The 26,772-nt window shown below is 72.0% G+C and carries 21 protein-coding genes; 8 read left to right on the forward strand and 13 right to left on the reverse strand.

Annotated features, from left to right (window positions below; translation table 11 throughout):
• Window positions 1-61: 61 nt before the first annotated feature.
• The 3 genes from ACKTSN_RS09980 to ACKTSN_RS09990 all read right to left on the reverse strand — a co-directional run bounded on the left by ACKTSN_RS09980 (window position 62) and on the right by ACKTSN_RS09990 (window position 6,063).
• Entirely contained in the window at window positions 62-949 is an 888-nt protein-coding gene (locus ACKTSN_RS09980) for a helix-turn-helix domain-containing protein (protein ID WP_409468759.1), read from the reverse strand.
• 200 nt (window positions 950-1,149) lie between these two features.
• On the reverse strand, window positions 1,150-3,111 hold the full coding sequence (locus ACKTSN_RS09985; protein WP_409468760.1) for an AfsR/SARP family transcriptional regulator: 1,962 nt from the start codon (window positions 3,109-3,111) through the stop codon (window positions 1,150-1,152).
• A gap of 81 nt (window positions 3,112-3,192) precedes the next feature.
• Window positions 3,193-6,063: an AfsR/SARP family transcriptional regulator gene (locus ACKTSN_RS09990; RefSeq protein ID WP_409468761.1), complete on the reverse strand. Its 2,871-nt coding sequence runs from the start codon at window positions 6,061-6,063 to the stop codon at window positions 3,193-3,195.
• Window positions 6,064-6,228: 165 nt separating this feature from the next.
• On the opposite strand from ACKTSN_RS09990, the gene ACKTSN_RS09995 reads away from it, so the two are divergent.
• Both ACKTSN_RS09995 and ACKTSN_RS10000 read left to right on the forward strand, forming a co-directional pair.
• Window positions 6,229-6,801: a TetR/AcrR family transcriptional regulator gene (locus ACKTSN_RS09995; protein WP_224739424.1), complete on the forward strand. Its 573-nt coding sequence runs from the start codon at window positions 6,229-6,231 to the stop codon at window positions 6,799-6,801.
• Between the two features lie 58 nt (window positions 6,802-6,859).
• Complete coding sequence (locus ACKTSN_RS10000) at window positions 6,860-8,044, forward strand: SGNH/GDSL hydrolase family protein (RefSeq protein WP_409468762.1); 1,185 nt, start codon at window positions 6,860-6,862, stop codon at window positions 8,042-8,044.
• 54 nt (window positions 8,045-8,098) lie between these two features.
• Here the strand turns inward: ACKTSN_RS10000 and ACKTSN_RS10005 are convergent, their stop codons facing one another.
• Window positions 8,099-8,866: a transposase gene (locus ACKTSN_RS10005; protein ID WP_409468763.1), complete on the reverse strand. Its 768-nt coding sequence runs from the start codon at window positions 8,864-8,866 to the stop codon at window positions 8,099-8,101.
• An 82-nt stretch (window positions 8,867-8,948) separates the two neighbouring features.
• Window positions 8,949-9,155: a helix-turn-helix transcriptional regulator gene (locus tag ACKTSN_RS10010; RefSeq protein WP_409468764.1), complete on the reverse strand. Its 207-nt coding sequence runs from the start codon at window positions 9,153-9,155 to the stop codon at window positions 8,949-8,951.
• A gap of 87 nt (window positions 9,156-9,242) precedes the next feature.
• Between ACKTSN_RS10010 and ACKTSN_RS10015 the strand changes: the two genes are divergently transcribed.
• Window positions 9,243-11,288: a zinc ribbon domain-containing protein gene (locus tag ACKTSN_RS10015; RefSeq protein ID WP_409468765.1), complete on the forward strand. Its 2,046-nt coding sequence runs from the start codon at window positions 9,243-9,245 to the stop codon at window positions 11,286-11,288.
• 9 nt (window positions 11,289-11,297) lie between these two features.
• Complete coding sequence (locus ACKTSN_RS10020) at window positions 11,298-11,741, forward strand: SRPBCC family protein (RefSeq protein WP_409468766.1); 444 nt, start codon at window positions 11,298-11,300, stop codon at window positions 11,739-11,741.
• Between the two features lie 41 nt (window positions 11,742-11,782).
• On the opposite strand, the gene ACKTSN_RS10025 is transcribed toward ACKTSN_RS10020, so the two are convergent.
• From ACKTSN_RS10025 to ACKTSN_RS10045, 5 genes are all read right to left on the reverse strand, one after another.
• Window positions 11,783-12,934, reverse strand: a complete 1,152-nt coding sequence (locus ACKTSN_RS10025) for an XdhC family protein (protein ID WP_409468767.1) — start codon at window positions 12,932-12,934, stop codon at window positions 11,783-11,785.
• Between the two features lie 49 nt (window positions 12,935-12,983).
• Window positions 12,984-14,441, reverse strand: coding sequence for an NCS2 family permease (locus ACKTSN_RS10030; protein WP_409468768.1), 1,458 nt, complete (start codon window positions 14,439-14,441; stop codon window positions 12,984-12,986).
• A gap of 192 nt (window positions 14,442-14,633) precedes the next feature.
• A complete protein-coding gene (locus ACKTSN_RS10035) occupies window positions 14,634-17,018 on the reverse strand; it encodes a xanthine dehydrogenase family protein molybdopterin-binding subunit (protein WP_409468769.1) in 2,385 nt (794 codons plus the stop codon).
• Between the two features lie 5 nt (window positions 17,019-17,023).
• On the reverse strand, window positions 17,024-17,617 hold the full coding sequence (locus ACKTSN_RS10040) for a (2Fe-2S)-binding protein (protein ID WP_409468770.1): 594 nt from the start codon (window positions 17,615-17,617) through the stop codon (window positions 17,024-17,026).
• Window positions 17,617-18,507 carry an FAD binding domain-containing protein gene (locus ACKTSN_RS10045; protein ID WP_409468771.1) on the reverse strand — a complete coding sequence of 297 codons (891 nt, stop codon included), beginning with the start codon at window positions 18,505-18,507 and terminating at the stop codon, window positions 17,617-17,619. The genes ACKTSN_RS10040 and ACKTSN_RS10045 overlap by 1 nt, the downstream gene beginning before the upstream one ends.
• A 366-nt stretch (window positions 18,508-18,873) precedes the next feature.
• On the opposite strand from ACKTSN_RS10045, the gene ACKTSN_RS10050 reads away from it, so the two are divergent.
• Window positions 18,874-20,547, forward strand: coding sequence for a PucR family transcriptional regulator (locus tag ACKTSN_RS10050; protein WP_409468772.1), 1,674 nt, complete (start codon window positions 18,874-18,876; stop codon window positions 20,545-20,547).
• Window positions 20,548-20,675: 128 nt separating this feature from the next.
• Window positions 20,676-21,449, forward strand: a complete 774-nt coding sequence (locus ACKTSN_RS10055) for a hypothetical protein (RefSeq protein WP_409468773.1) — start codon at window positions 20,676-20,678, stop codon at window positions 21,447-21,449.
• 55 nt (window positions 21,450-21,504) lie between these two features.
• Here ACKTSN_RS10055 and ACKTSN_RS10060 read toward each other — a convergent pair whose 3' ends face one another.
• Window positions 21,505-22,320, reverse strand: a complete 816-nt coding sequence (locus ACKTSN_RS10060) for a GntR family transcriptional regulator (RefSeq protein WP_409468774.1) — start codon at window positions 22,318-22,320, stop codon at window positions 21,505-21,507.
• A gap of 167 nt (window positions 22,321-22,487) precedes the next feature.
• Here ACKTSN_RS10060 and ACKTSN_RS10065 point away from each other — a divergent pair, with 167 nt between their 5' ends.
• Complete coding sequence (locus tag ACKTSN_RS10065) at window positions 22,488-23,336, forward strand: (2Fe-2S)-binding protein (protein WP_409468775.1); 849 nt, start codon at window positions 22,488-22,490, stop codon at window positions 23,334-23,336.
• Window positions 23,337-23,523: 187 nt separating this feature from the next.
• Entirely contained in the window at window positions 23,524-24,570 is a 1,047-nt protein-coding gene (locus ACKTSN_RS10070; protein ID WP_409468776.1) for a DUF2637 domain-containing protein, read from the forward strand.
• Between the two features lie 70 nt (window positions 24,571-24,640).
• On the opposite strand, the gene ACKTSN_RS10075 is transcribed toward ACKTSN_RS10070, so the two are convergent.
• Together ACKTSN_RS10075 and ACKTSN_RS10080 are read right to left on the reverse strand one after the other, a co-directional pair.
• A complete protein-coding gene (locus tag ACKTSN_RS10075) occupies window positions 24,641-25,069 on the reverse strand; it encodes an ATP-binding protein (protein ID WP_409468777.1) in 429 nt (142 codons plus the stop codon).
• 172 nt (window positions 25,070-25,241) lie between these two features.
• Window positions 25,242-26,636 carry a protein phosphatase 2C domain-containing protein gene (locus ACKTSN_RS10080; protein ID WP_409468778.1) on the reverse strand — a complete coding sequence of 465 codons (1,395 nt, stop codon included), beginning with the start codon at window positions 26,634-26,636 and terminating at the stop codon, window positions 25,242-25,244.
• Window positions 26,637-26,772 lie beyond the last annotated feature (136 nt).

The following is a 26,772-nucleotide window of genomic DNA, read 5'->3' on the forward strand; positions in this document are numbered from 1 at the left end:
CGGTCGATCCGCTCGACCGTGACGGCTTCGTCGTACCCGGCGCCGTACCCGGCCCGGCGGATCAGCGCCGGTCGGCGCGCGCGGCCCGGCCTGCCGTGTCCCGCCACTCGCTGGGAGACATGCCGTAGGCGGCGCGGAAGACCCTGCTGAAGTGGGCAGCGCTCAGGAAGCCCCAGCGGTTGGCGATCGCCGCGATGGTCCGGTGTCCCCGGGCGTGCAGCATGAGTTCACGTCGGCACTCCTCGAGTCGGCGGCGCTGGATCCACCGGCCGACCGTCGTGCCCTCGTCCTTGAACAGCTTGTGCAGGTACCGGACGGATATGTAGTGGGCGCCGGCGATCGTCTCCGGTGACAGGTCGGGGTCCGCCAGATGCAGCTCCACGTACTCCCGGATCCGCGTCATCAGCGGTGACGGGGCGTCGGGTGTGCCCGGCCCGTCCCCGCCCAGCTGCTCCACGGCGAGGGTGGCCAGGAGGTTCACGGCGTTCCGGGCGAGCAGCTCGCCGACCGGAGGGCGGGACGCGGCGGCGGTGTCGGCGAGGTCGGACAGGAACGGTGACAGCAGGGCGCCCAGGCGGGAGGTGCGGGCCACCGGCGTGCTCATGAGCCGGTGCACGTCGGACTCCTCCAGCCCGAGCGATTCACGCGACACGAGGAACACCTTGGTGCGGAACCGCTCCGGGAAGTCCAGCGTCGTCGGGTGGTGGACGTCGTAGAAGCAGATGTCCCCCGGGCCGAGGGAGACATTCACGGATTCCTGCGGGGTGGGTGTGCCGCCGCGAATGCCCACGAAGAGATACTCGCCGCCGGCCCGGGCGGTCAGCCGGAGCGGCCGCCGGGCCGGGCGGGGATCGTCGCCCGCCGGGCCGGGCGACGGGTGCGGCCGCTTCTCCCTGGGCAGGTCCGTGGCCGGCGCGTCGGTGACGACGATGTCGAGGCCCCCGGACATCCGGCACACCGTGTCCTGCCTGTCCTGCCTGTCCTGCCGCAGCGGCGTCCGCCGTGGCGCTCCCTTCTCCTCGTTCCGAGCCTCGATGGTGCTGGTATGGGACATCATCCGCCGTCGCCTCCGAGGCCAGCCGAAATCGTCTGTGCGTGAAGCGGCGACGGTGTCGCGGGCCGGGGTTGCCCCGTGCCCTGGTCAGGCCGTCATCCGCTCAGTTCGGAGCGTAGGTCGGCCGGTGTGCAAAAGAAGTGACAAGGAAGTGACACGGCCTCTTTCAGCGGACTCTTCCGGACTTGCCCCGGGTTCGGCGCGCGACCGGCGTCGTCGTACGTCTCGGTGAGTTCGGCGGCGAAGGCGCGCAGCAGGTCATGCAGGGCGTAGCGGCCGGGCGGATGCTCGGTGACGAGGTGGGCGTCGGCGAGTTCGCCGAGGACCAGCCGGGCCCGGCGGGCCGGGAGGCCGGCCAGGGTGGCGGCGGCGGCCGGGGCGATGTCGGGGCCGGGGTGCAGCGACAGCAGCCGGAACAGCCGGGCGCTCTCGGGCGGCAGAAGCCGGTAGGAGCACAGGAAGGCGGCCCTGAGGTCGGTGGCGCCGTCGACGGCGGAGAAGGCGTCGAGGCTGCCGTGGGAGGCACGGAGTTCGGCGGCGATGGCGGACAGCGGGAAGTCCGGGCGGCCGGCAGCGCGTGCGGCGACCACGGCCAGCGCCAGGGGCAGGTGGCCGCACCGGGCGACGATCTCGTCGGCCGCTTCGGGCTCGGCGGCCAGGCGGGCGGGTCCGATCCGCAGGCCCAACGTGGAGCGGGCGTCCGCCGGGGACGGCGGTTCCAGGCGCAGCGGGTGGGCGCCGGAGGCGATCAGGGCGGCGAGTGCGTTACGGCTGGTGACCACGGTCAGGCAGCCCGGCGAGGCGGGCAGCAGCGGGCGTATCTGTTCGGCATCGGCGGCGTCGTCGAGGACGATGAGGATCCGCCGATCCGCCAGCACACTGCGGTACAGGCCGCCGAGCGCGTCCACGCAGTCCTCCTCCGGGACGCGGTCCGGGGGCACGCCCAGCGCTCCGAGCATCATGCGCAGCGCCTGCGGGGGGTGCAGCGCCGGCCGGGCGGGGTCGAAGCCGCGCAGCTCGATGTGGAGTTGGCCGTCCGGGAACCGTTCGGCGACCTGGTGGGCCCAGTGCACCGCCAGCGCGGTCTTGCCGATGCCCGCCATTCCGCTGATCAGGATCGTCGCGGGTGCTCCGGCGGAGGTCGCCGCAACGTCGGTGAGGGTGGCGAGTTCGGCTCGTCGGCCGGCGAAAACGGTGAGGTCGGGCGGCAACTGGGCGGGCCGGGCGTACGGCTCGAGGGGGTCCGGCCGTACCGTGCCGGGCGCTGGGCCGGCCGTCCGCGTCAGCCGGTCGAGCGGCCGCACCTGCTGACGGAGCACCCGGGTGTGGGCCGCGCCGAGCTCGGGACCGGGAGAGACGCCGAGTTCCTGGTCCAGCCGGCGGCGGACGTCGTCGTACGCCGCCAGTGCCTCCGCCTGCAGTCCGCACGCCGCCAGCGACAGGACCAGCCTGGCGTGCAACGACTCGTTGAGCGGGTCGAGTTCGACGGCCTGGCGGAGGCTGGGCAGAACGCGCTCCGTACGGCCGCACAGCAGTGCCGCGTCGGCCGCCATCTGCGTGGTGTGCGCCAGCTCGCGCTCCACGTCGGCGAACGGCGCGTGCTCGCGCGTGGCCGCGGGCACGCCCATCGCCACCCACCCCTGCCACAGGCTCAGCGCGTCGGCGAAGTGCCGCGCCGCCACCTCGGGCCGTCCGGTGACGGCGGCCCGCTTGCCCCGCCGGGTGAGGTCGCGGAACCGCAGCAGATCGACCTCGTCGGTCTCTGCCTCCAGCACATAGCCGCCGGTGCGGCGCAGCAGGCGTCGTCCGGGCGCCCGCGGCGGCAGTCCCGGTTCGAGCAGCCGCCGCAGCGAACCGGCGTAACGGCGCACCACGTTCCGTGCGGTGGCCGGCGGCCTGCCCGCCCACAGCGCGTCGACGATCTCGCTCAACTGCACCGGGCGGCCGGCCTGCACCAGCAGCAGACCGAGCAGGGCGCGCTGTTGGGGATACCCGAGATCGAGCTCCCGCTCCCCGTGCCACACCCGTAGGGGCCCCAGCACCTCGAACCGCATCATCGTTGTGAGCTCCGTCTGGCCGCCGCGCACCATCGGGCGCCGGACCGGCCGCGCCCCCGCACAGCGTAGAAGCGCCCGCCGTCACGCGGGGCCGACATGTTCCTCCTGCTCGTGGCCCTGCTGCCCGGCCAGCCGGGCAGCGACCCGGTCGGCGCCGGGGTGTCCGAGGGCGGTGAAGAGGTCGCGGGCCTGCTGCCAGGAGGCGCGGGCTGCCGGGAGGTCGCCGGTCGCGAGATGGGTGTCGCCCAGGTGACTGAGGGTCTCGGCCTCCATGTACGGCACCCCGAGTTCCCGGTAGAGCGCGAGCGCGTTGCGGTAGCCGAGGAGGGCCTGCGGGTGGCGGCCCAGGTGGTGGTAGGCGTAGGCGATGCTGTCCCAGGTGGCGGCCTGTCCGTAGCGGTCGCCCAGTTCCTGCAGGAGGGTCAGGGCCCGGAAGCAGTGGCGCAACGCCTCACGGTGCTCCCCGAGCTGGGCGTGGTACCAGCCCACGGAGTTGAGGACACCGGCCTCCGCCGCCTGGTGGCCGGCGGCCCGGAAGAGGTCCAGGGCCAGCTGGTTGTGCCGGAGGGCACCGGCGAGATCGCCCTGCTGCTCGCTCTCCCAGCCCAGGCTGCGGTGGGTGTGCGCGCGGCCGACGGCGTCGCCCAGTTCGGTGGCCATGGCCAGGGCACGGTCGAGGCGGGGGCGGCACAGGTCGTGCAGGCCCAGTCGGCCCTCGGCCCGGGCCAGTCCGCGCATGCCCCGGGCCTCCAGGGCCCGGTCGCTCAGCCGGAGGGCGGCGTCGAGCGCGATGCGCTGCGCGGCCAGCCCGTCGTGCCAGTGGCCCCGCCGGTCGAAGTACGGCTCGAGCGACCAGGCCAGCAGGCAGGCGAGCCGGTCGTGACCGGAGCCGGCGGCCGCGTCGAGGACGGCGAGCAGTACGGGGTGTTCGGCGGTGAGCCAGGCCAGGGCGTGGTGGTCGTCGGCGAGCGGCTCGGGGGGTACGTCCTGCACGTCTGCCGGGGTCGGCTGGGGCACGGGATCCCCGTTCGGCGCGAGCAGCGCACCGGCGGTGTGGGCGGTGTGCGCGTAGTGCTGGTAGAGGCGGTGCGCGGCCGTGCGGCGCTCGGCCTCCGGGTGCTCGGCGTGCACGAGTTCGGCGGCGTGGGCGCGCAGCAGGTCGTGGAAGGTGTGGCGGCCGGGGGCGTGCTCGCTGATGAGGTGGGCGCCGGAGAGCTCGGCCAGCAGCAGCCGTGCCCGCCGTACCGGAAGGCCGGCCAGGGCGGCCGCGGCCGGTGCCGTGAAGTCCGGGCCGGGGTGCAGGGCGAGGAGCCGGAAGAGCCGGGCGGCTTCCGGCGTCAGGACACGGGAGGACCAGGAGAACACCGTGCCGACGTCCGCGGAGGTGTCGGTCCTGGCGAAGGCGTCGAGGCTGCCGTGGGCCTCACGCAGTTCGGCGGCGACGGCGGACAGCGGGAAGTGCGGGTGGGCGGCGGCGCGCGCGGCGACGCAGGCCAGCGCGAGCGGCAGTCCGGCGCACAGCCGGGTGATCTCGTCCACCGCCCTGGGCTCGGCCGTGACGCGTTCGGATCCCAGCCGGCGGACGAGGAAGGCCCGTGCCTGGTCGGCGTCGAACGGACCCAGGGTCAGCCGATGGGCCGCGTGCGCGGCCACCAGGCCGGACAGTTCGTTGCGGCTGGTGACGATGGTGAGACAGCCGGGGGTGCCGGGCAGCAGTGGCCGTATCTGGTCGGTGTCGCGCGCGTTGTCCAGCAGGACGAGGACTCGGCGTCCGGCCAGCACGCTGCGGTAGAGCGCGGTCTGCGCGTCCACGTGGCGGGGAATGCGTTCGGGCGGCACGCCCAGGGCGTCCAGGAACCCGCGCACCGCCTCGCTCGGTTCCATGATCGCCCCGGAGGGGTCGAAGCCCCGCAGGTTGACGTAGAGCTGACCGTCGGGAAACTGGTCGGCGATCCGGTGCGCGAGATGCACGGCGAGCGTGGTCTTGCCGACACCCGCCATCCCGCCGATCGCACCGATCACCACCGTCCCGGCCGTCCGCGCGTCGTCGGCGAACAGCGCGAGCGCCTGGTCCAGCTCGGCCCGCCGGCCGGTGAAGACCGGCAGTTCGTGCGGCAGTTGTACGGGGACGGGATGGGCGGCCGTCCGCGCGGCGGGGGGAGGACCGGCCCCGGCGGCCGGGGCGGGTGCGCCGGCCAGGACCGCTCGGTGGGCGTCGCGCAGTTCCGGACCGGGGTCGATCCCCAGCTCGTCCGCGAGCCGTGCGCTGACGGCCTGGTAGGTGGTCAGCGCCTCCGGCCGCAGACCGGTGCCGGCCAGGGCGAGGATCAGCCTGGCCAGCAGGGGTTCGTCCAGCGGGTGGTCGGCCGCGGCGCTGCGGAGTACGGGCAGGACCGCGTCCGGCACACCGGCGTGCAGGGCGGCGTCGGCGGCCTCCCGTACGGCCGTGAGGTACTCGTGTTCCAGTGCGTCGAGTGCGAGGTGCGCACGTGCCTCCGGCGGGATCCCGGAGGCGACCTGCCCCTGCCAGAGGGCCAGTGCCTCCGTGAGGAGCTCCACGGCCCCTGGGTACGCCCCGTCCGCGGCGGCCTGCCGGGCCTCTTCGCGCAGCCTGCGGAAGTGGAGGAGGTCCAGTGAGTCGCTGTCGGTGACGAGTCGGTAGCCGCCGGCGCCCCGGTGCAGCCAGCGGCCCTCCGAGCGGGTCGGCAGCGCCGGCTCCAGCAGGCGGCGCAGCGTTCCGACATGACGGCGGACCACATTGACGGCGCTGTGCGGTGGGTTCGGACCCCACAGTGCGGTGACGATGTCGTGGACGGCGGCGGGCTGACCCGCCCGAACCAGCAGCAGGGCCAGCAGAGCCCGTTCCTGGGGGCGCCCGAGGCGCAGCTCCTGCCCCGCACGCCAGACGCGGACCGGCCCCAGGATCGCGAACCGCACCGACTCCAACGGCACGTCATCCCCCCTCCGGCCGCCCCGTCCAGGGCTCAACTGTACGTCACCCAAAGCATTACCCAGAGTTACGGATCGGACGTGGCGCTCCGCCACGAACCGGCAGAGCGACTTGCCTAAAGGTATTAGGCGGCTGCATAATCAAATCTGTCGAATGATGGGAAGGCTATGGCACGTGCAGGACTGACCCCGGAACGCCTGGCCCTGGCCGGGGCGGAACTGGCCGACGAGGTCGGCTTCGACGAGGTGACCGTCTCGGCGCTGGCCAGACGGTTCGATGTCAAGGTCGCGAGTCTGTACTCGCATCTGAAGAACTCCCAGGACCTCAGGACCAGGATCGCCCTGCTCGCCCTGGAGGAACTCGCCGACCGGGCCGCCGACGCCCTCGCCGGGCGGGCCGGCAAGGACGCCCTGATCGCCTTCGCCGACGTCTACCGCGACTACGCCCGGGAGCACCCCGGGCGCTACGCCGCGGCGCAGCTCAGGCTCGACCCCGAGACGGCCGCGGCCGGCGCCGGCGTCAGACACGCACAGATGACGCGGGCGATCCTGCGCGGCTACGACCTGACGGAGCCGGACCAGACCCATGCGGTCCGCCTGCTGGGCAGCGTCTTCCACGGCTACGTCAGCCTGGAGACGGCAGGCGGATTCAGCCACAGCGCCCCCGACGCGCAGGAGTCCTGGACACGGATCCTGGACGCCCTCGACGCCCTTCTGCGCAACTGGCCGCCCACGCCCTGACCCGGAACCTCCCGAAAACCTCGATCCGAGCGCCCCCCTCCATCAACAGGCCGAGGCCATGCACCCCCACCCCACCTGGATCACCACGCCCATCACCGCGGACCTCCTGCGCGGTGCCCTCGAACTGGAACACACCGCGCACGGTGTGCTGCCGCACCGGCTGCCCGCCCGGGCCCGCGCCCAGTGCGCCGACGGACAGCTCGCCATGGCGGAGTCCCAGCCCTCCGGCGTACGGCTGGTCCTCCGCACCGAGGCCACCGCCGTCGAACTGGACACGCTGCCCACCAAACGGGTCTACGCGGGCGCCCCGCCGCGCCCGGACGGCATCTACGACCTGCTCGTCGACGGCCGCCTGGCCGGCCAGGGCAGCGTGACCGGCGGCAACACCCTGACCATCGACATGGCCACCGGCACCGCCGAGAGCCGGCCGGGCCCGCCCGGCACCCTCCACTTCACCGGCCTGCCCGACCGGGTGAAGGACGTCGAGATCTGGCTGCCGCACAACGAGACCACCGAACTCGTCGCCCTGCGCACCGACGCACCCGTCGAGCCCGCAGCGGACCGGGGCCGCAAGGTGTGGCTGCACCACGGCAGTTCGATCAGCCACGGCTCCGACGCCGCAAGCCCCACCGCCACCTGGCCGGCCCGCGCCGCCGCACTGGCCGGCGTGGAACTGATCAACCTCGGGCTCGGCGGCAGCGCCCTGCTCGACCCGTTCACCGCGCGCGCCCTGCGGGACACCCCCGCCGACCTGATCAGCGTCAAGATCGGCATCAACCTGGTCAACACCGACCTGATGCGCCTGCGTGCCTTCACCCCGGCCGTCCACGGCTTCCTCGACACCGTCCGCGAAGGCCACCCCACCACGCCGCTGCTGGTCGTCTCGCCCATCCTGTGCCCCATCCACGAGGACACGCCCGGCCCCAGCGTCCCGGACTTCACCGCCCTCAGCGCCGGGCGACTGCGGTTCCGGGCCGCGGGCGACCCGGCGGAGCGCGCGAGCGGGAAACTCACGCTGGGCTTCATCCGGGACGAGCTGGCCCGGATCGTGGAGCAGCGATCGGCCGACGACCCGAACCTGCACCACCTCGACGGGCGCGCACTCTACGGCGAGGCCGACCACGCCGAACTCCCCCTGCCGGATGAACTCCACCCGGACGCCGCCACCCATCGCCGCATGGGCGAACGGTTCGCCGGCCTCGCCTTCACCGCCAACGGCCCGTTCGCGGACGAAAGCGCCTGAAACCTGCAGGACCTGCCCTCGGAACACCACGGACCAGGCCTCGGGCCGGTCTGCCTAAGAGATGTCCTGTAATGCGCTGACCTGCATTTCTACCTCGAGGTTGTGCAGGACTGCGACCCCGCGCACGGTGTAGTCGATGCCGTCGCCCCGTCTCCGGCATTGGCGGAGGATCTGCCAGTCCTTCAGCCTCGCGATGGTGTGCTCGGTGACGGCTCGACGCTTGGAGAAGCGCTTGTATTTGGCGTCGCGGATGATCTTCCCGTCTGGTCCTCGGTCTGGGGTGCGGATGATGTCGGAGCCCCGGTATCCGCCGTCGCCGGACAGCCGGCGGTGTTCGGGCAGCTCCTGGGACAGGGGCTCGCGGAAGACCAGCGAATCGTTTCGGTTGCCCGGCCACGCCTTGCCGACCGCGACGACGCGCCGGTCCTTGGCGCGGGCCACGATCTGCACGTTCGAGCTGCGCCGGTAGTTCTTCGACTTCGCGGTGCGGGTGTGGTCGTGCACGGCAATGAGTGTGCCGTCCACGACCCACAACTCCCGCTGGTCGGCCGACGGCTCCTCCAGCAGCCCGGCCAGCACGGGCGCGAGGTCGTGCAGTACGCGGTCCACCGCCGACTTCGAGATGCCGAACAGTGGGCCGAGCTGCCGGTCGGTCAAGTTGGTGCGGTATGCCGTGGTGATCAACAGCACTCTGTCCGCGAAGCTGAGCTTCCACGCCCTCCCCCGCTGACGGTCGGGACGCACGGCCCACATGCGATCCACCAACCCCCGGAACTGCGGTGGGCGCAGGCCGGTGAAAGCGGACAGGTCGTCGTCGGTCACGGTGGTGATCCGCAGGCGATGGTTTCGGGCAGCCGTCGTCTTTGAGGTGACGGGCCGTGCGGTGACGGCTCGGAGACGAAGACTACTCGGCACCACCCTTCGCCTTGGCGGGATGCCTGGCCCGCCAGGCGTCGAGTTGTTCGACGGGCCATAGCGGGGTGCGGCCGACGTAGACGGCGGTGGGGAAGTCGTTGTCCCCGCTGTTGAGGTTGTAGACGTGCTGGACCGTGATGTTCAGGTGCTCGGCGGTCTGCTGGGCGTTGCAGTAGCCGGGAATCGTCGCTGCCATGACCTGCACTTTATCGGAGTTGGCTTAGCTGAACCCATGTCATAATGTGCTGTAAGTCAGCTAATTCTGTGAGGGGAGGTGACGGTCATGCAGGCTGCCCAGAAGCCCAGGAAGTTCCGGGGCAAGAACAAGGCCCCGAAGTGGATCAAGCCCGACGACGGGATGGTGTCGGTGATGGTGCTGCCGCTGGCCGTCACCGACTCCGGCGACCTTGACCGGCTGGAGAAGCTGTTCGGCTCGATGTGGTCGATCAAGCGGGCCGTCCAGCGGGACGCCCGCGCCAAGGCCGATGCGTACTGGGCGGCGAAGCACGAGCGGGACCGCGATGGTGCGAAGGCCGTACGTCAGCGCCTCGGCCTGTCCCGTGAGGCCCTGGAGCGGTGCGCCTACAAGCACCTGGAAGACTCCGGGCACCTGAGACACCACGCCTCCAAGGCGTTGGCGATGCACATGGCCGATGAGGTGTGGAACGGGGTGCAGCGGCACCTGTTCGCCGACTCGACGGGCAAGCGGCACGGCCGCCCTCGTGTGGGCCGCTGGCACGACTTCACCCGGATTCCGGGCCGCGCCCGCTCGCACACCAGCGCGAACAAGTGGGAGACCTTCCGGCTCGTCGGAACCCTCCACGGGCACGCCATGGCCTACACCGACGGCGGGCAGCATGAGCTGATGCAGCCGCGCCGGATGCCGAAGCCGACCGTGCCGGACGGCAAGGTGCCCACGGGTAAGAACACGGCTTCGGGGAAGCCGGGCATGCGCAAGGCGAACTGGTGGGACCACACAGGGCCGCTGGCGATCGTCTTCGCGGGCGGTCCGGACTCCAGCCGGGGTGACCTCGTGCTGCCTGTGAGGGTGCCGCAGGGGCCGACGCAGTGGGCGCGTGTCGAGCACTTCCTTGCCGGCCCCGGACGCTGGCACAAGGTCGATCTCGTACGGCGCCGCAAGGCCAGTGCGCCGGGCGGTTGGGCCTATGAGGCGCATCTGATGGTCCTCGGCCCCGGATACGCCTCCCCAGCCGTCCAGCAGATGCGCGAGCAGGCCGCGCAGCTTGATCGTGTCGGCGGGGTGGACGGCAACGTGTCCAACCTCTCCGTTGTCTCCTTCCCCGCCGGCCTGGAGCCTGCCAAGGGCAGGGCGGAGTCCTCCGAGATCACGCTTACCGACGACGAGCGCGCCCGGCTTGAGAAGGAGGCGAGGAAGCGGCGGGGCCGGGCCCGCGCCCTCGAACGGTCGCGTCGAGCCACCAACGCCGCACAGTACGCGCTGTCGAAGAAGCAGGCCCGCAGGGCGGAGCGGCGGGCCGCGAAGGGGCTCCCGGCCAAGCAGGTCGCTGTGCCCGGTGGTGCCCGCGCCGCACGGTCAAACGGAGTACCGAAGCAGGCGTTCCGCCACGACCGGCTGTCGGCGAACCACCGGGAGATGCGCGCCCGCCAGGCCGAGCACGCCGCGTCGATGGCGGAGCACCGCAGCCACCGCGCCCGCCAGATCGCACGCGAGATCATCGCTGTCCACGGCCCGCACCTGACGGTGGAGGACTGCGACATCCGCACCTGGTACCGGCTGTGGGGCAAGCGCCTTTCCCGGACCACACCGGGCATGCTGATCTCCGCGCTCGACCGGGAATGCCGGGCGGCTGGCGGGCGGCTCGTACGGGCCTCCACCTGGTCCACCGCCCTGTCACAGCACTGCCTGTGCGGCGAGCGCGTGAACAAATCGCTCCGGGACCGGGAGCACAAGTGCATCGCGTGCGGGCTCGTCGGCAAGCGCGACCTCGTGTCCGCTGCCCTCGCCGCCTTCGTGCGGCTCGATGATCCGGACGCTCCAAAGACCGCGCACCTGGACAGCAGCATGTCCCGGCACGCGCAGATCATCTTCAAAGAAGGGCTGGAAGAAGCCCTGAGTGAGTCAACCACACCGCGCCAGAACACCTCTCGGGGTGCTGGTCGCGTGGCAGTTCCGCGCCAACGCGGGACCTCTGCTCACCGAATCGCCGTACGGCGGGACCGAGCAACCCCAGATGAGGCACCACTTGGTGACCACGCTGGAGCGCCCGGAACCCGCCCCGGCTGCATCCCGCAGCAGCTCTCGCCATGGGCTGACACCCTACGGGGTGACATACGGGACAAGTCTTAGGATCCTCCCGTGGCCACCTTCCTCCTCGAACGCACAGCGCCCCTCCCCCTGCCCGAGGCGTGGCACCGGCTCACCGACTGGCCCCGCCACGGCGAGGTGGTCCCGATGACCCGCGTCACCGTGACGACTCCCCCACCGACACACGAGGGCACGGTCCTCGTCGCCCGCTCCGGCATCGGCCCGTTCGCCTTCGCCGACCGGATGGAGGTCACTGTCTGGCAGCCGCCGACCGACGACGACACCCCCGGCCTGTGCCGTCTGGAGAAACGCGGCCGACTCGTGCGGGGCTGGGCGGAGATCGAGGTCCGTCCGGGCCCCGGCGGCCGTACGCGCGTGCTCTGGCGGGAGGAACTCCGGCTCCGCCTTCTGCCCGGCATGTTCGACCCGGCCCTGGAGCGGGCGGCACGTGCGGTGTTCGGCCGGGCGGTGAACCGGCTGCTGCGGCGGCCGTGACGGCGTCCGACGGCCGGTCAGGGCGCCGGCCGGACGGCCGCTCAGGCCACCGACTCGATCCGTCCCGCCGACGCCGACGGCATGTCGTGGTGGATCGGGGTGTGCGCGCCGGTCAGTGAAATCCCGCTGCCGCCGCGCCGGTCGGCGACGATCTCCGAGGCGATGGACAGGGCCGTCTCCTCCGGTGTACGGGCACCCAGGTCGAGGCCGATGGGTGAGCGCAGGCGCGCCAACTCCAGCTCGGTGACGCCGACTTCGCGCAGGCGTGCGGTGCGGTCCAGGTGGGTGCGGCGGGAGCCCATCGCGCCGACGTACGCGACCGGCAGGCGCAGCGCGAGCTTCAGCAGGGGTACGTCGAACTTGGCGTCGTGGGTGAGGACGCACAGGACCGTGCGGGCGTCCACGTCGGTGCGCTCCAGGTACGTGTGGGGCCACTCGACGACGATCTCGTCGGCCTCGGGGAAGCGGGTGCGGGTCGCGAAGACGGGGCGGGCGTCGCACACCGTGACGTGATGGCCGAGGAACTTGCCGATGCGGACCAGTGCCGACGCGAAGTCGATCGCCCCGAAGACGATCATCCGGGGGGCGGGGACCGACGACTCGACGAGAATCGTGAGCGGTGCTCCACAACGAGATCCCCGCTCTCCGATCTCCAGGGTGCCGGTGCGGCCGGTATCCAGGAAGGCGCCCGCCTCGGCCGCGACCGTGCGGTCCAGTTCCGGATGGGCGCCGAAGCCGCCCTCGTACGAGGCGTCGGGGCGGACCAGCAGCGCACGGCCCGTCAGCTCCGCCGGGCCGGTCACGATCCGCGCCACCGCCGCCGCATCCCCTCGCGCGGCGGCGGACAGTGCGGACGCGAACACCGGCCGGACGGGATCGTCCGCCCGTACCGGTGTGACCAGGATGTCGATGATGCCGCCGCAGGTCAGCCCGACGGCGAAGGCGTCCTCGTCGCTGTAGCCGAAGCGCTCCAGGACCGGCTCACCGTTCTGCAACGCCTGCCCGCACAGCTCGTAGACCGCGCCCTCCACACACCCGCCGGAGACCGAACCGATCGCCGTGCCGTCGGCGTCCACCGCGAGGGCGGCGCCGGGCTGACGCGGGGCGCTGCCGTCGACGGCCACCACGGTGGCCACCGCGAAGTCGCGTCCCTGCTCGACCCACCGGTGCAGCTCTTCGGCGATGTCCAGCATCTCTCGGTCTCCTTAACGGCGGTTGTGTGGAGGGCACTTGGATGAGTGGCTAGTGGACGCCCAGCCAGCTCTCGATCGGGTTGAGGGCGAAGTAGACGACGAAGATCACGGTCAGTGCCCACATGAAGGCGCCGATCTCGCGTGCCTTGCCCTGGGCGACCTTGATGGCGACGTACGAGATGACACCGGCGGCGACACCCGCGGTGATCGAGTACGTGAACGGCATGATCACGACGGTCAGGAAGACCGGGATCGCGGTGGCGCGGTCGGACCAGTCCACATGCCGGGCGTTCATCATCATCATGGCGCCGATCACCACCAGGGCGGCGGCCGCGACCTCACCCGGCACGATCGCCGTCAGCGGGGTGAAGAAAAGGCAGGCCGCGAAGAACAGTCCGGTGACGACGGACGACAGGCCCGTACGAGCGCCCTCGCCGACCCCCGTCGCCGACTCGACGAACACCGTCTGGCCCGACGCGCCCGAGACGCCGCCGATCGCGCCGCCCGCGCCGTCGATGAACAGCGCCTTCGACAGACCCGGCATCCGGCCCTGCGCGTCCGCCAGCCTGGCCTCGGTGCCGACGCCGATGATCGTCGCCATGGCGTCGAAGAAACCGGCCAGCACGAGCGTGAACACGATCATGCCGACGGTCATCGCGCCGACCTCGCCCCAGCCGCCGAACTCGACGTTGCCGAAGATCGAGAAGTCCGGCATCGAGACCGCGCTGCCGTGCAGTTCGGGGGCACCGCTCGCCCACTGCCCGGGATCGATGACGTCCAGTGTGTTGAGGAGTACGGCGAGCAGGGTGCCGCCGACGATGCCGATCAGGATCGCGCCGGGGATGCCGCGCGCCTGGAGCATGAAGATCGCGAGCAGGGTCACGGCGAAGAGCAGGACCGGCCAGCCGGCGAGTTCACCGGCGGGGCCGAGGGTGACCGGGGTCGCCTCGCCCTGGTGCACGAAGCCGGCCTTGTAGAAGCCGATCAGGGCGACGAAGAGACCGATGCCCATGGTGATCGCGTGCTTCAGCGGCAGCGGGATCGCGTTCATGATCATCTCGCGTAGGCCGGTGACGACCAGCAGCATGATGACCACGCCGTACATCACGCACATGCCCATCGCCTGCGGCCAGGTCATCTGGGGAGCGACCTGGGAGGCGAGGACTCCGGAGACGGAGAGGCCGGCGGCGAGCGCGAGGGGGACCTTGCCGAAGACGCCCATCAGCAGTGTGGTGAGGGCCGCCGCGAACGCGGTCGCGGTGATCAGGGCCTGCTGGGCGAGCGTGTCCCCGGCGGCGTCCTTGCCGGACAGGATCAGGGGGTTGAGGAGGAGGATGTACGCCATCGCCATGAAGGTGGTGACGCCGCCGCGGACTTCGCGCGCGAGCGTGGATCCTCGGTGGGATATGTGAAAGTACCGGTCCAGCCAGGACCGGCCGGCCGGGACGCGGGTGCCTTCACCCGCGTCTTCGGCTGTGGTCCTGGGCTGCACTGACTGCTGGGTCATGGTGCCGTCTCCCAAGGTTCATAGGGGGTTGGGATGTGCACGACCCGGGGGACGGCCCGAGACGGACGTGGTACTGGACTTGCAACCGGCGCCGGGGTGGGTGGCCGTGGTTGAGCTGTGGCCCGGCGTCAGGGTGCCGTTGCGCCCACCCGTGCCGCCCTGCGGCACGACTGCCCGCAACGGCGGCCGGAGTTACTCGGTTCCCGTCAGGTGTTCCGGGCGTACCGGCGTCCTGTTCAGCTCCAGGCCCGTCGCGTTGCGGATCGCCGCGAGTACGGCCGGAGTTGACGACAGGGTGGGTGCCTCGCCGATGCCGCGCAGGCCGTAGGGGGCGTGGTCGTCGGCGAGTTCGAGGACGTCGACCGGGATGGTCGGGGTGTCGAGGATGGTGGGGATCAGGTAGTCCGTGAAGGAAGGGTTCTTCACCTTCGCGGTCTTCGGGTCGACGACGATCTCCTCCATCACCGCCACGCCCAGGCCCTGGGTCGTACCGCCCTGGATCTGGCCGATGACGGACAGCGGGTTGAGTGCCTTTCCGACGTCCTGGGCGCAGGCCAGCTCGATCACCTTGACCAGGCCGAGCTCGGTGTCGACCTCGACGACGGCGCGGTGCGCGGCGAAGGAGTACTGGACGTGGCCGTTGCCCTGGCCGGTGCGCAGGTCGAAGGCCTCGGTCGGACGGTGCCGCCACTCCTCCTCGACCTCCACGGCCTCGTCCTCGAGGACGTCCACCAGGTCGGCCAGTACCTCGCCGCCGTCGGTGACGACCTTGCCACCCTCGAGCAACAGCTCCGCCGTCGCCCAGGCCGGGTGGTACGGACCGAACTTGCGGCGGCCGATGTCCAGGACCTTCTCGCGGACGAGCTCACAGGCGTTCTTCACCGCGCCACCCGTGACGTACGTCTGCCGCGAGGCCGACGTCGAACCGGCGCTGCCCACCTGCGTGTCCGCCGGGTGGATGGTCACCCGGGTGACGCCCAGCTCGGTGCGGGCGATCTGCGCGTGGACGGTGACGCCGCCCTGGCCGACCTCCGCCATGGCCGTGTGCACGGTGGCGACGGGCTCTCCACCCACCACCTCCATGCGCACCCTGGCGGTGGAGTAGTCGTCGAAGCCCTCGGAGAAGCCGACGTTCTTGATGCCGACCGCGTAGCCGACACCGCGTACAACGCCTTCGCCGTGCGTGGTGTTGGACAGACCGCCGGGCAGCTGCCGTACGTCCACGCCCTCGGAGCTCTCCCACTCGCGCTCCGGCGGCATCGGCATCGCCTTGACGCGGCGCAGGAGTTCGGCGACGGGGGCCGGGGAGTCGACCGGCTGCCCGGTCGGCATGATCGTGCCCTGCTCCATGGCGTTGAGCTGCCGGAACTCCACCGGGTCCAGGCCGAGTTGCTTGGCCGCCTTGTCCATCTGCGCCTCGTAGGCGAAGCACGCCTGGACCGCGCCGAAGCCGCGCATCGCCCCGCACGGCGGGTTGTTGGTGTAGAGAGCGAGGGCCTCGATCTCGACGTCGTCGACGACGTACGGCCCGATGCCGAGGGAGGCGGCGTTGCCGACGACCGCCGGGGAGGCGGAGGCGTACGCACCGCCGTCGAGCACGATGCGGCACTTCACATGGGTGAGCTTGCCGTCCTTCGTCGCCCCGTGCTCGTAGTGGAGCTTCGCCGGGTGGCGGTGGACGTGCCCGAAGAAGGACTCGAAGCGGTTGTAGACGATCTTGACGGGCTTGCCGGTGCGCAGGGCGAGCAGGCAGGCGTGGATCTGCATCGACAGGTCCTCGCGTCCGCCGAAAGCACCGCCGACGCCGGCCAGCGTCATACGCACCTTGTTCTCGGGCAGGCCGAGCACGGGCGCGATCTGGCGCAGGTCGGAGTGCAGCCACTGGGTGGCGATGTAGAGGTGGACGCCGCCGTCCTCGTCGGGGACCGCGAGGCCGGACTCGGGGCCGAGGAAGGCCTGGTCCTGCATGCCGAAGGTGTACTCGCCCTCGACGATGACGTCGGCGCGCTCCCGGGCCGCCCGGACGTCCCCTCGGACGATCGGCTGGCGGTGCACGATGTTCGGGTGCGGGACGTGGCCGATGTGGTGGTCGTCGCGGTTCTCGTGGACGAGGATCGCGTCCGGCGCGAGCGCGGACGCCTCGTCGGTGACGACCGGAAGGTCCTGGTACTCCACCCTGATCTTCGCGGCGGCGCGGCGGGCGGTCTCCGGGTGGTCGGCGGCGACGATCGCGACGGGCTCGCCGTGGTGGCGTACCTTGCCGTGGGCGAGCACCGGGGTGTCCTGGATCTCCAGGCCGTAGTTCTTCACCTCGGTCGGCAGGTCGTCGTACGTCATGACGGCGTAGACGCCCGGCGTCGCGAGGGCCTCGCTCGTGTCGATGGAGACGATCTCGGCGTGGGCGACGGTGGAGCGCAGGATCTGGCCCCAGAGCATGTCCTCGTGCCACATGTCGGACGAGTACGCGAACTCGCCGGTGACCTTGAGGGTGCCGTCCGGGCGGAGCGTGGACTCGCCGATGCCGCCCTTGGTCCGGGACCCCTGGGTGATCTTTGTGGGAGCGCCATTGGTGGGCATGATGCTCAGACCGCCTCTCCCTGCCGGGCGGCCGCGAGGCGGACCGCGTCCATGATCTTCTCGTAGCCGGTGCAGCGGCACAGGTTGCCCGACAGGGCCTCGCGGATGTCCGCGTCGGTCGGGTTCGGGTTGCGCTCCAGCATCTCGTCGGCGGCGACCAGCAGGCCCGGGGTGCAGAAGCCGCACTGGACGGCGCCGGCGTCGATGAAGGCCTGCTGGATGGGGGCGAGTCGGGCACCTTCGCCGGTCTGCGAGTCGGCTGCGGACGCGGCCTGCCATCCCTTGGCCTCATCCAAAGATGTGCCACATTCCGCAGAAGTGTCACATTTTTCGGAGCCACAGGTCCGCTGCCGGGCATACTCCGCCAGGCCCTCGACGGTGACGACCTCCCGGCCCTCCACCTGACCGGCGGCGACCAGACACGAACACACCGGCACGCCGTCCAGCCGGACCGTGCACGACCCGCACTCGCCCTGCTCGCAGGCGTTCTTCGAACCCGGCAGTCCGAGCCGCTCGCGCAGCACGTACAGCAGGGACTCGCCCTCCCACACGTCGTCGGCTTCCTGCGGGCGGCCGTTGACCGTGAAACTGACGCGCATCACGCGACTCCCTCCGTGCGTGCGGCGGTGCCGCGGTACGACTCCCAGGTCCAGGTGAGCGTCCGGCGGGCCATCACGCCCACCGCGTGCCGGCGGTAGCTCGCGGTGCCCCGGACGTCGTCGATCGGGTTGCAGGCGGCGGAACACAGGTCCGCGAACTGCTTGGCGACCGACGGGGTGATGATCTTTCCGTTGTTCCAGAAGCCGCCCTCTTCGAGCGCCGCGTTCAGGAACTCCTCGGCGGCCCTGGCCCGGATGGGCGTCGGGGCGGCCGAGCCGATCCCCGTACGGACGGTCCGCGTCTGCGGATGCAGCGCGAGCCCGAAGGCACACACGGCGATGACCATCGCGTTGCGCGTGCCCACCTTCGAGAACTGCTGCGGCCCGTCGGCCTTCTTGATGTGCACGGCGCGGATCAGCTCGTCGGGCGCCAGGGCGTTCCGTTTGACGCCCTGGTAGAACTCGTCGATGGGGATCAGGCGGGTGCCACGCACCGACTCGACCTCGACCTCGGCGCCGGCCGCGAGGAGGGCGGGGTGGGCGTCGCCGGCCGGGGAGGCGGTGCCGAGGTTGCCGCCGACGCCGCCGCGGTTGCGGATCTGTGGGGAGGCGACCGTGTGCGAGGCGAGGGCGAGGCCCGGCAGCTCGGCGCGCAGGCTCTCCATGATCTGGGAGTACGGGACGGAGGCACCCAGGCGCACGGAGTCCTCGCCGACCTCCCACTCGGAGAGGTCGCCGATGCGGTTGAGGTCCATGAGGTACTCGGGCCGGCGGTGGTCGAAGTTGATCTCGACCATCACATCGGTGCCGCCCGCAATCGGCACAGCGGTGGGGTGCTCGGCCTTCGCGGCGAGCGCCTCCTCCCAGCTGGCGGGGCGAAGGAAGTCCATGACCGGCTCTCTTCTTCGTCTCGTGAGTCGTACAGATTGAGCCAATCCGTGTGCGGCGGGCCCGGCTCGTTCATGTGCTCTTAACGCGGATTGACATCAGTACACAGCGCCGTACTCCGGCAGGGTCAGTCACCGAAACCATGAAGGAGTTGGCTGGCCAAGGCGGTCATCTTGTAGATTCGTATGAATGGAGGTCATCAGTAACCTCCGGGTTTTCCTGGGGAAACGTGCAGGGACACTCGAGTGACCAGGGACACAGCACGGGAGACGGCGAGCACCGCTCAACCGCCCACCGAACGGGCCTCTCACCGACGGACCCGTCAAGATCCATCGTAGTTTTCGAGACAAAGAACGGCGGCGACGAGAATGCGGCTGCGCGCACTGCTGGACACCGACGCGCTGGGCCTCAAGCTGCTCGGCGGCGAGGACGAGCTGGACCGCACCGTGCGGGGCGTGATGACCACCGACCTGCGGGACCCCAGCCGTTACCTCTCCGGTGGCGAGCTGGTGCTGACGGGCCTGGCCTGGCGCCGGGGCGCCGCCGACTCAGAGCCTTTCGTACGGATCCTGGTGCAGGCCGGCGTGGCAGCCCTCGCGGCCGGTGAGGCCGAGCTGGGCGATGTGCCCGAGGACCTCGTCCAGGCCTGCGCCCGGCACCGGCTCCCCCTCTTCGCCGTGCACGAGTCGGTGGCCTTCGCGACGATCACCGAGCACGTCGTACGGCAGGTCTCCGGCGAGCGTGCCGGGGACCTGGCGGCCGTGGTGGACCGGCACCGGCGGATGATGACCTCGGGCCCGGCGGGTGGTGGCCCGGACGTGGTCCTGGACCTGCTCGGCTCGGACCTGGATCTGCGTGCCTGGGTGCTGGCGCCGACGGGACGGCTGATCGCCGGCCCGAAGGCCGGGGGGCCCGGGCTGCCCGCGGAGGCGTGCGCGAAGCTGGCGGCCGAGCACCTGGCGGCCGCCCGCACCGGCCGCCGCGGCCCGCACCGGATGATCCTCGGCAGTACGACGTACTCCCTCTTCCCCATCCGCAGCAGCGGCCGCTCCCCGCAGGGCTCCCGGGACGTGCGCGAGACGGTGCTCTCCGACTGGCTGCTCGCCGTGGAGGCGGACGCCGGTGACTGGGCGGAGGAGCGGCTCGACCTGCTGCACGGCGTCACCCAGCTGATCGCGGTCGAACGGGACCGCCGGGACGCGGCCCGCACGGTGCGGCGACGGCTGGCCCAGGAGGTGCTGGAACTGGTCCAGACGGGCGCCGCACCCGCCGAGATCGCCGCCCGCCTGCGCGTCGCCGCCCCGGTCCTGCTGCCCGGCCTCGGCACCGCACCGCACTGGCAGGTCGTCGTCGCTCGGGTCGAGTGGGACGGTGACGGGATCGAGGGCGGGCCGGTGGCTCAGTCCCTCCTGGAGGAGATCCTGGTCGACCCGCTCGCCACCGGCCCCGAGCCGTCCGACCGCATAGCCGTGGCGCACACGGGCGACGAGGCGATCGCACTCGTCCCCCTCCCGGCGGTGTCGACGGAGCACGACGGCTCCGAGACCGGCGTCCTGGCGGACGCGCTCCTGGCCTCCGTACGTGACCCCCTGTCGGCGGGCCTCGACGACGACGGCCGGGTCACGCTCGGCGTCAGCGCGGCGGTCCACTCGGCCGAGGGCCTGCGCGGGGCGCTGGAGGAGGCCCGGCACGCCCGCCGGGTGGCGGCGGCCCGCCCCGGCCGGGTCTGCGCGGCCGGCCACCACGAGCTGGCCTCGCACGTCCTGCTGCTCCCCTTCGTCCCCGACGACGTACGCCGCGCCTTCACCGCCCGCCTCCTGGACCCGCTGCGTGACTACGACCGCCGGCACCGCGCCGAACTGATCCCGACCCTGGAGGCGTTCCTGGAGTGCGACGGCTCCTGGACGCGCTGCGCGTCCCGCCTGCACCTGCACGTCAACACACTGCGCTACCGGGTCGGACGAATCGAGCAGTTGACGAGCCGCGACCTGTCCCGCCTGGAGGACAAGCTCGATTTCTTCCTGGCGTTGCGGATGAGCTGAAACCCGAAGGGCCCGAGGAGCCCATGACTTTGTGAAATCCTTCACCCGCCCCCTTGGCCGGGCAGCTGAATTGGTGCTGGAATGCGGCCACCACTCAACAGCTCAATGGCGTGCTCGGGGAGGGCAACGTGGCGCATACCGCCATGTCTGGTACCGGAACGACCTCAGACGACGATCCCCTCCAGACCGCGGTATGGCGGTTGCGCTCGCGGGCGTGCTGGGCCGACGCGGCGGCCCTGCTGCCGCCGACCACCGCGGCCGCAGCGCTCCAGCGGGCCGCGCTGCTGGTCGAACGGTGCCTGTACACCGAGCAGGGGTGGGAGGAGGCCGAGGACGCGCTGCGGACGGCGGAGGCGCTGGCCCACACCGACGAGGAGCGGGGGGCGGCCGCTTGTGAACGCGGGCAACTTGCCTACGCGGCCACGCTGCACGGGGTGCGGGACCGGGCCGACGAGGCGCGGGCCGCGCTGGGGCGGGCGGCGGCGCTGATCCCTCCGGGGGCCGCGGGGCGGGCGCTGCTGGACTTCCGGCGCGGGCTGCTCGCCGAGAACCTGGCGCACGCGCCGCAGGCCGCGCGGGCGGCGTACCGGCGGGCACATACGGGGGCGGCGGCGCATGCCGACGCGTTGCTGCTCTCCTTCACATGGCGGCACCTTGCCGGACTCGCCCTGCGGGAGGGGGAGTTGACCGAAGCCCGGAACGGCTTCGCCGAGTCCCTGCGGATCCGGGAGGAGTTGGGCTACCTGGTCGGTACGGCGCCGGCGCTGGTGTCCCTGGCCGATGCGGAGACGGAGCCGGAGGCGTCCCGGCTGCGGGAGGAGGCCCGTCGGCTGTTCCGGCTGCTCGGGGGCGTACCGACGTGGTTGGAGCCGCAGTTGGCACCGCCGGCGGCGACGGCGTAGACGGAGGCGGGGCGCCGGACGTGGGTGGGCCGCGCGGTCCGGTGCCGCCGCGCTCTCACCGCGTACCGGCGAAGTGCACCCGCACCAGTGCCCGTACGGCGTCCAGGTCCCGTGCGATCAGGGCGTCCAGCAGGGCCGCGTGCTCGGCCGCATCGGCGACCAGGTCCGAACGGCCGAGGGAGGCCGCGGCTCCCACCAGCGGCCACTGCGTCCGGCGATGCAGGTCGTCGGCGATACGCACCAACTGCTCGTTCCCTCCGAGCGACAGCACGGCCCGGTGAAAGGCTCGGTCGGCCTCCGCGTACGTCGCCCGGCAGCCGGACGACGCCGCGCGGACCGTTGCCTCGGCCGACGGCCTGAGCTCCGCCCAGCGTTCCGCGGGAACCGTACGTGCCAGCCGCAGGATGACGGGAACCTCGATCAGCCCCCGGACCTCGGCCAGTTCGGCCAGTTCCCGGGCGTCCCGCTGGACCACCCGGAAGCCGCGGTTGGGCACGACCTCGACGGCGCCCTCCAGGGCGAGCTGCTGCATCGCCTCCCGGACGGGTGTCGCGGACACCCCGAACCGTTCGCCGAGCGCCGGTGCCGAGTACACCTCGCCGGGCCGCAGCTCCGCCGTCACCAGCGCGGTCCGCAGGGCGTCGAGGATCTGCCCGCGCACGGAGGCCCGCTGGACCACGGGCCGGGCCCGCTCGGCGAAGGGCCGTGGGACGGGCTGCTCACTATGCGTGTGTTCACCGCGCACCGCACCGGCCGAGCCGGCCCGTTCCCGGTCGACGTCCGCAGCCCCGGGCTGCGACGGCACCCGCACCGCCGGGGCCGGAAACTCCGGAACGCCCGTCTCGGCGGAGCCCTGCGTGCCCTGCTTCACGGGTCCTCCTCCGGACGTTTCGGTACCTGTTTCGGTACTTGGGTCATTACGGCGGCTTGTTACTCGTCCGTCAAGCACCTTAGGCGCAGAAGCCACCGGTTCAAACCCGGACTGGGGTTCGGTAAGGTAAGGCTTACCTTCAACCCACTGGGAATCGGTGATCCCGTATGCCTGTGCCCCGTTCGGCCGTCGCGGACGCGTACGCCCGTCTGACCGAGGTCCTCCCCGGGCTCGTCATCACGGAGCTGGACACCGGTGATCCCCTCCCGAGCGGTGACGGATGGATCACCGCCGCCTCGCTCGCAGCAGGCGGGACCGGCCTCGACACCTTCCTGGCCTGGGACGACGCACAGGTACGGAGGGACTACGGACAGCAGGCCCGCCCGGATGTGGTCGCAAGTTTCGGCCTGCACCGGTACGCCTGGCCGGCCTGCCTGCTGATCACCGTGCCATGGTTCCTGCACCGACGCGTCCCCCGCTTTCCCGTGACGCATGTCTCGCACAACCGGACCACCCCCGGCCTCTCCATGGGCCGCCTGGCGGTCCGCCCGGACGGCTTCGCCTGTCTGCCCGGCGACCCGGCCGCCGCCCTGCCCGGCGCCACCGTGGTCGCCGACGAGGAGGCGCTGCGGGCTGAGCTGCGGGCGGCGGTCGCCGAGCACTTCGAACCGGTCCTCGCCGCCTTCGGCCCGCGCATGCGGCGACGCGGACGCGCGCTGTGGGCCACGGCGACCGACGAGATCGTGGAGGGGCTCTGGTACGTCGCCGATCTCCTCGGCGAGCGGGAGCGGGCGAAGCGCGAGCTGGAGCTGCTGCTGCCGGGCGCCACGAAGCCGTACGTCGGTTCGGCGGCGTTCCGCGAGCTGACCGGGCCGAACGGCGAGTCGCTGCCCACCCGGGACCGGGCGAGCTGCTGCATGTTCTACACCCTCCGCCCCGAGGACACGTGCATCACCTGTCCGCGCACCTGCGACGCGGAACGGGTCGTCAAACTGGCGGCGACCGCGGCCGGTTGAGGCCGTGCCCACAACTCCTTAATCGAACTCAACTCCCATCCCTCAAGCGGCAGTTCGAGCTGAACGCCGCCGCAGGCATCCCCTTGCACTTCGTTGGCGGCCTCTTGCCCCGAAACCCCCTGAGGACCGGCGGGTTTGGGCCACCATGGCGGGCGTTACGCCCTATCCCAATGCAAGGGACCCCCAGATGAGATTGACCGACATATCGCTGAACTGGCTGCTTCCGGGCGCCGTACTGCTCCTGGGCATGCTGGCGGCGGTGGCGGTGCTCCGGCGCGGCAAGACGGCCGCGGGGAAGGACACGAGCGCGGACGACTCGTGGGAGCGTGCCGAAGAGCGCCGCAGGCGCAAGGAGGCCATCTACGGCACGGCCTCCTATGTGCTGCTGTTCTGCTGCGCCGCGGTCGCTGCGGCCCTGTCCTTCCACGGCCTCGTCGGCTTCGGCCAGCAGAACCTCGGCCTCTCCGGCGGCTGGGAGTATCTGGTGCCGTTCGGTCTGGACGGCGCGGCGATGTTCTGCTCCGTGCTCGCGGTGCGCGAGGCCAGCCACGGTGACGCGGCGCTCGGCTCCCGGATACTCGTATGGACGTTCGCGGGCGCCGCGGCCTGGTTCAACTGGGTGCACGCGCCCCGGGGCGCCGGCCACGCGGGTGCCCCGCACTTCTTCGCCGGCATGTCCCTGTCGGCCGCCGTGCTCTTCGACCGAGCGCTGAAGCAGACCCGCCGGGCCGCCCTGCGCGAACAGGGACTGGTCCCGCGTCCGCTGCCGCAGATCCGGGTGGTCCGCTGGCTGCGGGCGCCCCGCGAGACGTACAAGGCCTGGTCGCTGATGCTTCTGGAAGGCGTGCGCACCCTCGACGAGGCGGTCGACGAGGTGCGCGAGGACAGGCGGCAGAAGGAGGAGGCCCGGCTGCGGCGGCGCGAGCAGCAGCGGCTGGAGCGGGCCCAGCTCAAGGCGATCAGCCGGGGCCACGGCCGGGGTTTCGTCGGCCGCGGCGGTGGCCGGCAGGTGGAACTGCCCGCCGTGGAGCAGGGCGCCGAGCGGCTCTCCGCGGAGCCTGCCATATCGGCGCCGGAGCAACTGCCCGTCCGCGCACGGCCCTCGCTCCAGCCCGTGCGCAGCGGTTCTGAGACAGTCACCGTGGACCTCACCGCGGAAGACGACACCATGGCCCTGCCACGCCTGGACTCCCTGGAGCGCAAGCTCAAGGACCTCGAGCAGCAGTTCGGCTAGAACGCCGCACCCAGGGGCGCAGGGACGGGGGCGCGGCGCACGCGACGTGGCCGCGCCCCCGTCCCGTTCGTCATGCGGCGTCCGCGTCGAGCTCGAACCACACCGACTTGCCCACCGCGTGCGGCCGTACGCCCCACGCGTCCGCGAGGGACTGCACCAGCACCAGGCCCCTTCCGTGCGTCCCCTCGTCGGCCTTCGGTGCGCACAGCCGGGGCCGGCGGGCCACGAAGTCCCGTACCTCCACCCGCAGTCCACCGGGTTCGACGGTGGCCGTCAGGACCGCGTCGTGGTCGGTGTGGACGATCGCGTTGGTGACGAGCTCGCTGGTGAGCAGCTCCGCCGTCTCGGACCTGCCAGGTCCTCCCCAGTGTCGTAACAGCTCACGCAGTTCCCTGCGGGCCTGTGGGACCGCCCGCAGGTCCGCCCGGCCTAGTCTGCGCCTCAGTTGGGGCGCCTGTGCCCGCTCCTTGGCGGCGCCCCCTCGTGCCTGCCTCTCCATGTCCCCCGCCCGCGTACCGATGTCGGTTCCCCTCCTGCTCGAACACGTTCACGGAGATCCATGCCCCGTCGGCAACGGGCCAGTCATGCGGAATCGTCAACGACCGGGTGTTCGGGGAGACTGGCCGATTTCGTACGCCGTGGCGCGCCGCCGGACAGACCCTGAAGCGGCCCTAAAGCGCCTCCCAGACGGCCGCCGCCGTACGGTCGTCGGCGTAGCCCTTGACTCTCACCTGGGTGTCGGCGAGGAAGGCGGCGAGGCCCGGCGGCTCCGGGTGGGACCACCGTTCGGCGAGATGGGCGGGCAGCTCCGGCTCGCCGCGCAGCGGGTCGGCGAGGCCGCCGGTGCACATCAGGAGCGTGTCGCCCGGTCGGGCGACGGAGGCGCGGAAGCGGAAGGGTTCGCGGGGTGGCTCGGGGGGCGGGTCGTACGGGGTCGGCGGTGTCGTGATGCCGAGGTCCATGGTGAGCCGGTCCCCCTCCGGCGTCTCGGACGGTAGCGATCCGAAGCCCACGACGGGCTCGCCGGTCACCTCGGTGACCTTGGGTTCTATGTCCTGCCAGGCACCGTCACGCAGCCGGAACAGTCCACCCGCGCCGACGCCGAAGAAGACGCGGGTACGGCACTCGGGGTCGGCGGGCAGGAGCAGACAGCGCAGGGTGGCGGCGTACTCGTCGGGCTTCAGGCCCTGTTCGGCGGCGCTGGCGCGGAGTCTGCCGAGGCTGCGGTCGGTCAGACGGTGCAGTCCGGACTTCAGGTCGCCGCGCCGGCCGGCCCGGATGTCCTCGGTGAGCCGCGGGTGGCTGCGGCCGACCGCCCGGCCGATCCACCGGCACAGCTCGGCGGCCGCGCGGTGTGCCCCGGCCGTGGCCCGCGCGCCGGTCGCCATCGCCACCAGCACCAGCGCCTCGTCGCCGCTGCCGAAGCGCGCGGTGAGCAGCGAGTCGCGACGCGGTTCGCCCCGGTACCGCGCGGAGTCCCCACGCACCGAGGCCGCGCGCAGGGTGCAGGCCCCGTACCGGGCGCCGTCCAGCACGGTGTCGGCCACCAGATCGCCGAGGTCGTCGGGATCGGCGGGAGGGAGGGCGGTGGGCTCGGCCTCGTAGGTGGGTGGGCCGGAGCCGACGTGATGAAGGGTCGGGGTGACGTGCCTGGCGGGGGCGGTCGGCTGCGGGGGGCCGTCCGGGGGCGTGTCGGAGGGTTCGCGGGGTGAGGGTGCGGTGGTGGTCGTGGACGGGGTGTCTGCCGAGGTACCGCTCCCCGTCGCCGAGGCGGTGGGGCCCTGGGGCGCGGACGGGACGGTGTCCGGACCCGGCGGTGCGGCGGTCGGCGGCTCCCAGGGGGCACGCCGGCGTACGCCCGAGCCGTCCCTCGGTTCCGGGACGCGGGTGTCCGGGTGGTGGGTGCGGTTGCCGTCGGCGTCGCCCACTGCTCCGGCCGCGGAGGCGAAGCGGTCGTCCAGCGAGTCCGGTGTGCGTGTGGGGCCCGTGTCCTCGGTGGAGTCGTCGTACAGCTGCCCCCACCAGTCGTCGGAGTGACCGGTGGGCCTTCCCCCCTGCTGGCTCATGCCCCCAATTGTCCACCGCACGGGCCGCATGAAAACGGGGCATCCGGAAAATGCGGCGCGACACTCCGCACCGGACCACGCGTCGGGTGAGCTGTCGAACGGACATGCGGGAGAGGCCGCCGGGCGGCTCCACCCC

Origin of the sequence: Streptomyces flavusporus, from assembly GCF_046267975.1 — a bacterium.
GTDB lineage: Bacteria > Actinomycetota > Actinomycetes > Streptomycetales > Streptomycetaceae > Streptomyces > Streptomyces flavusporus.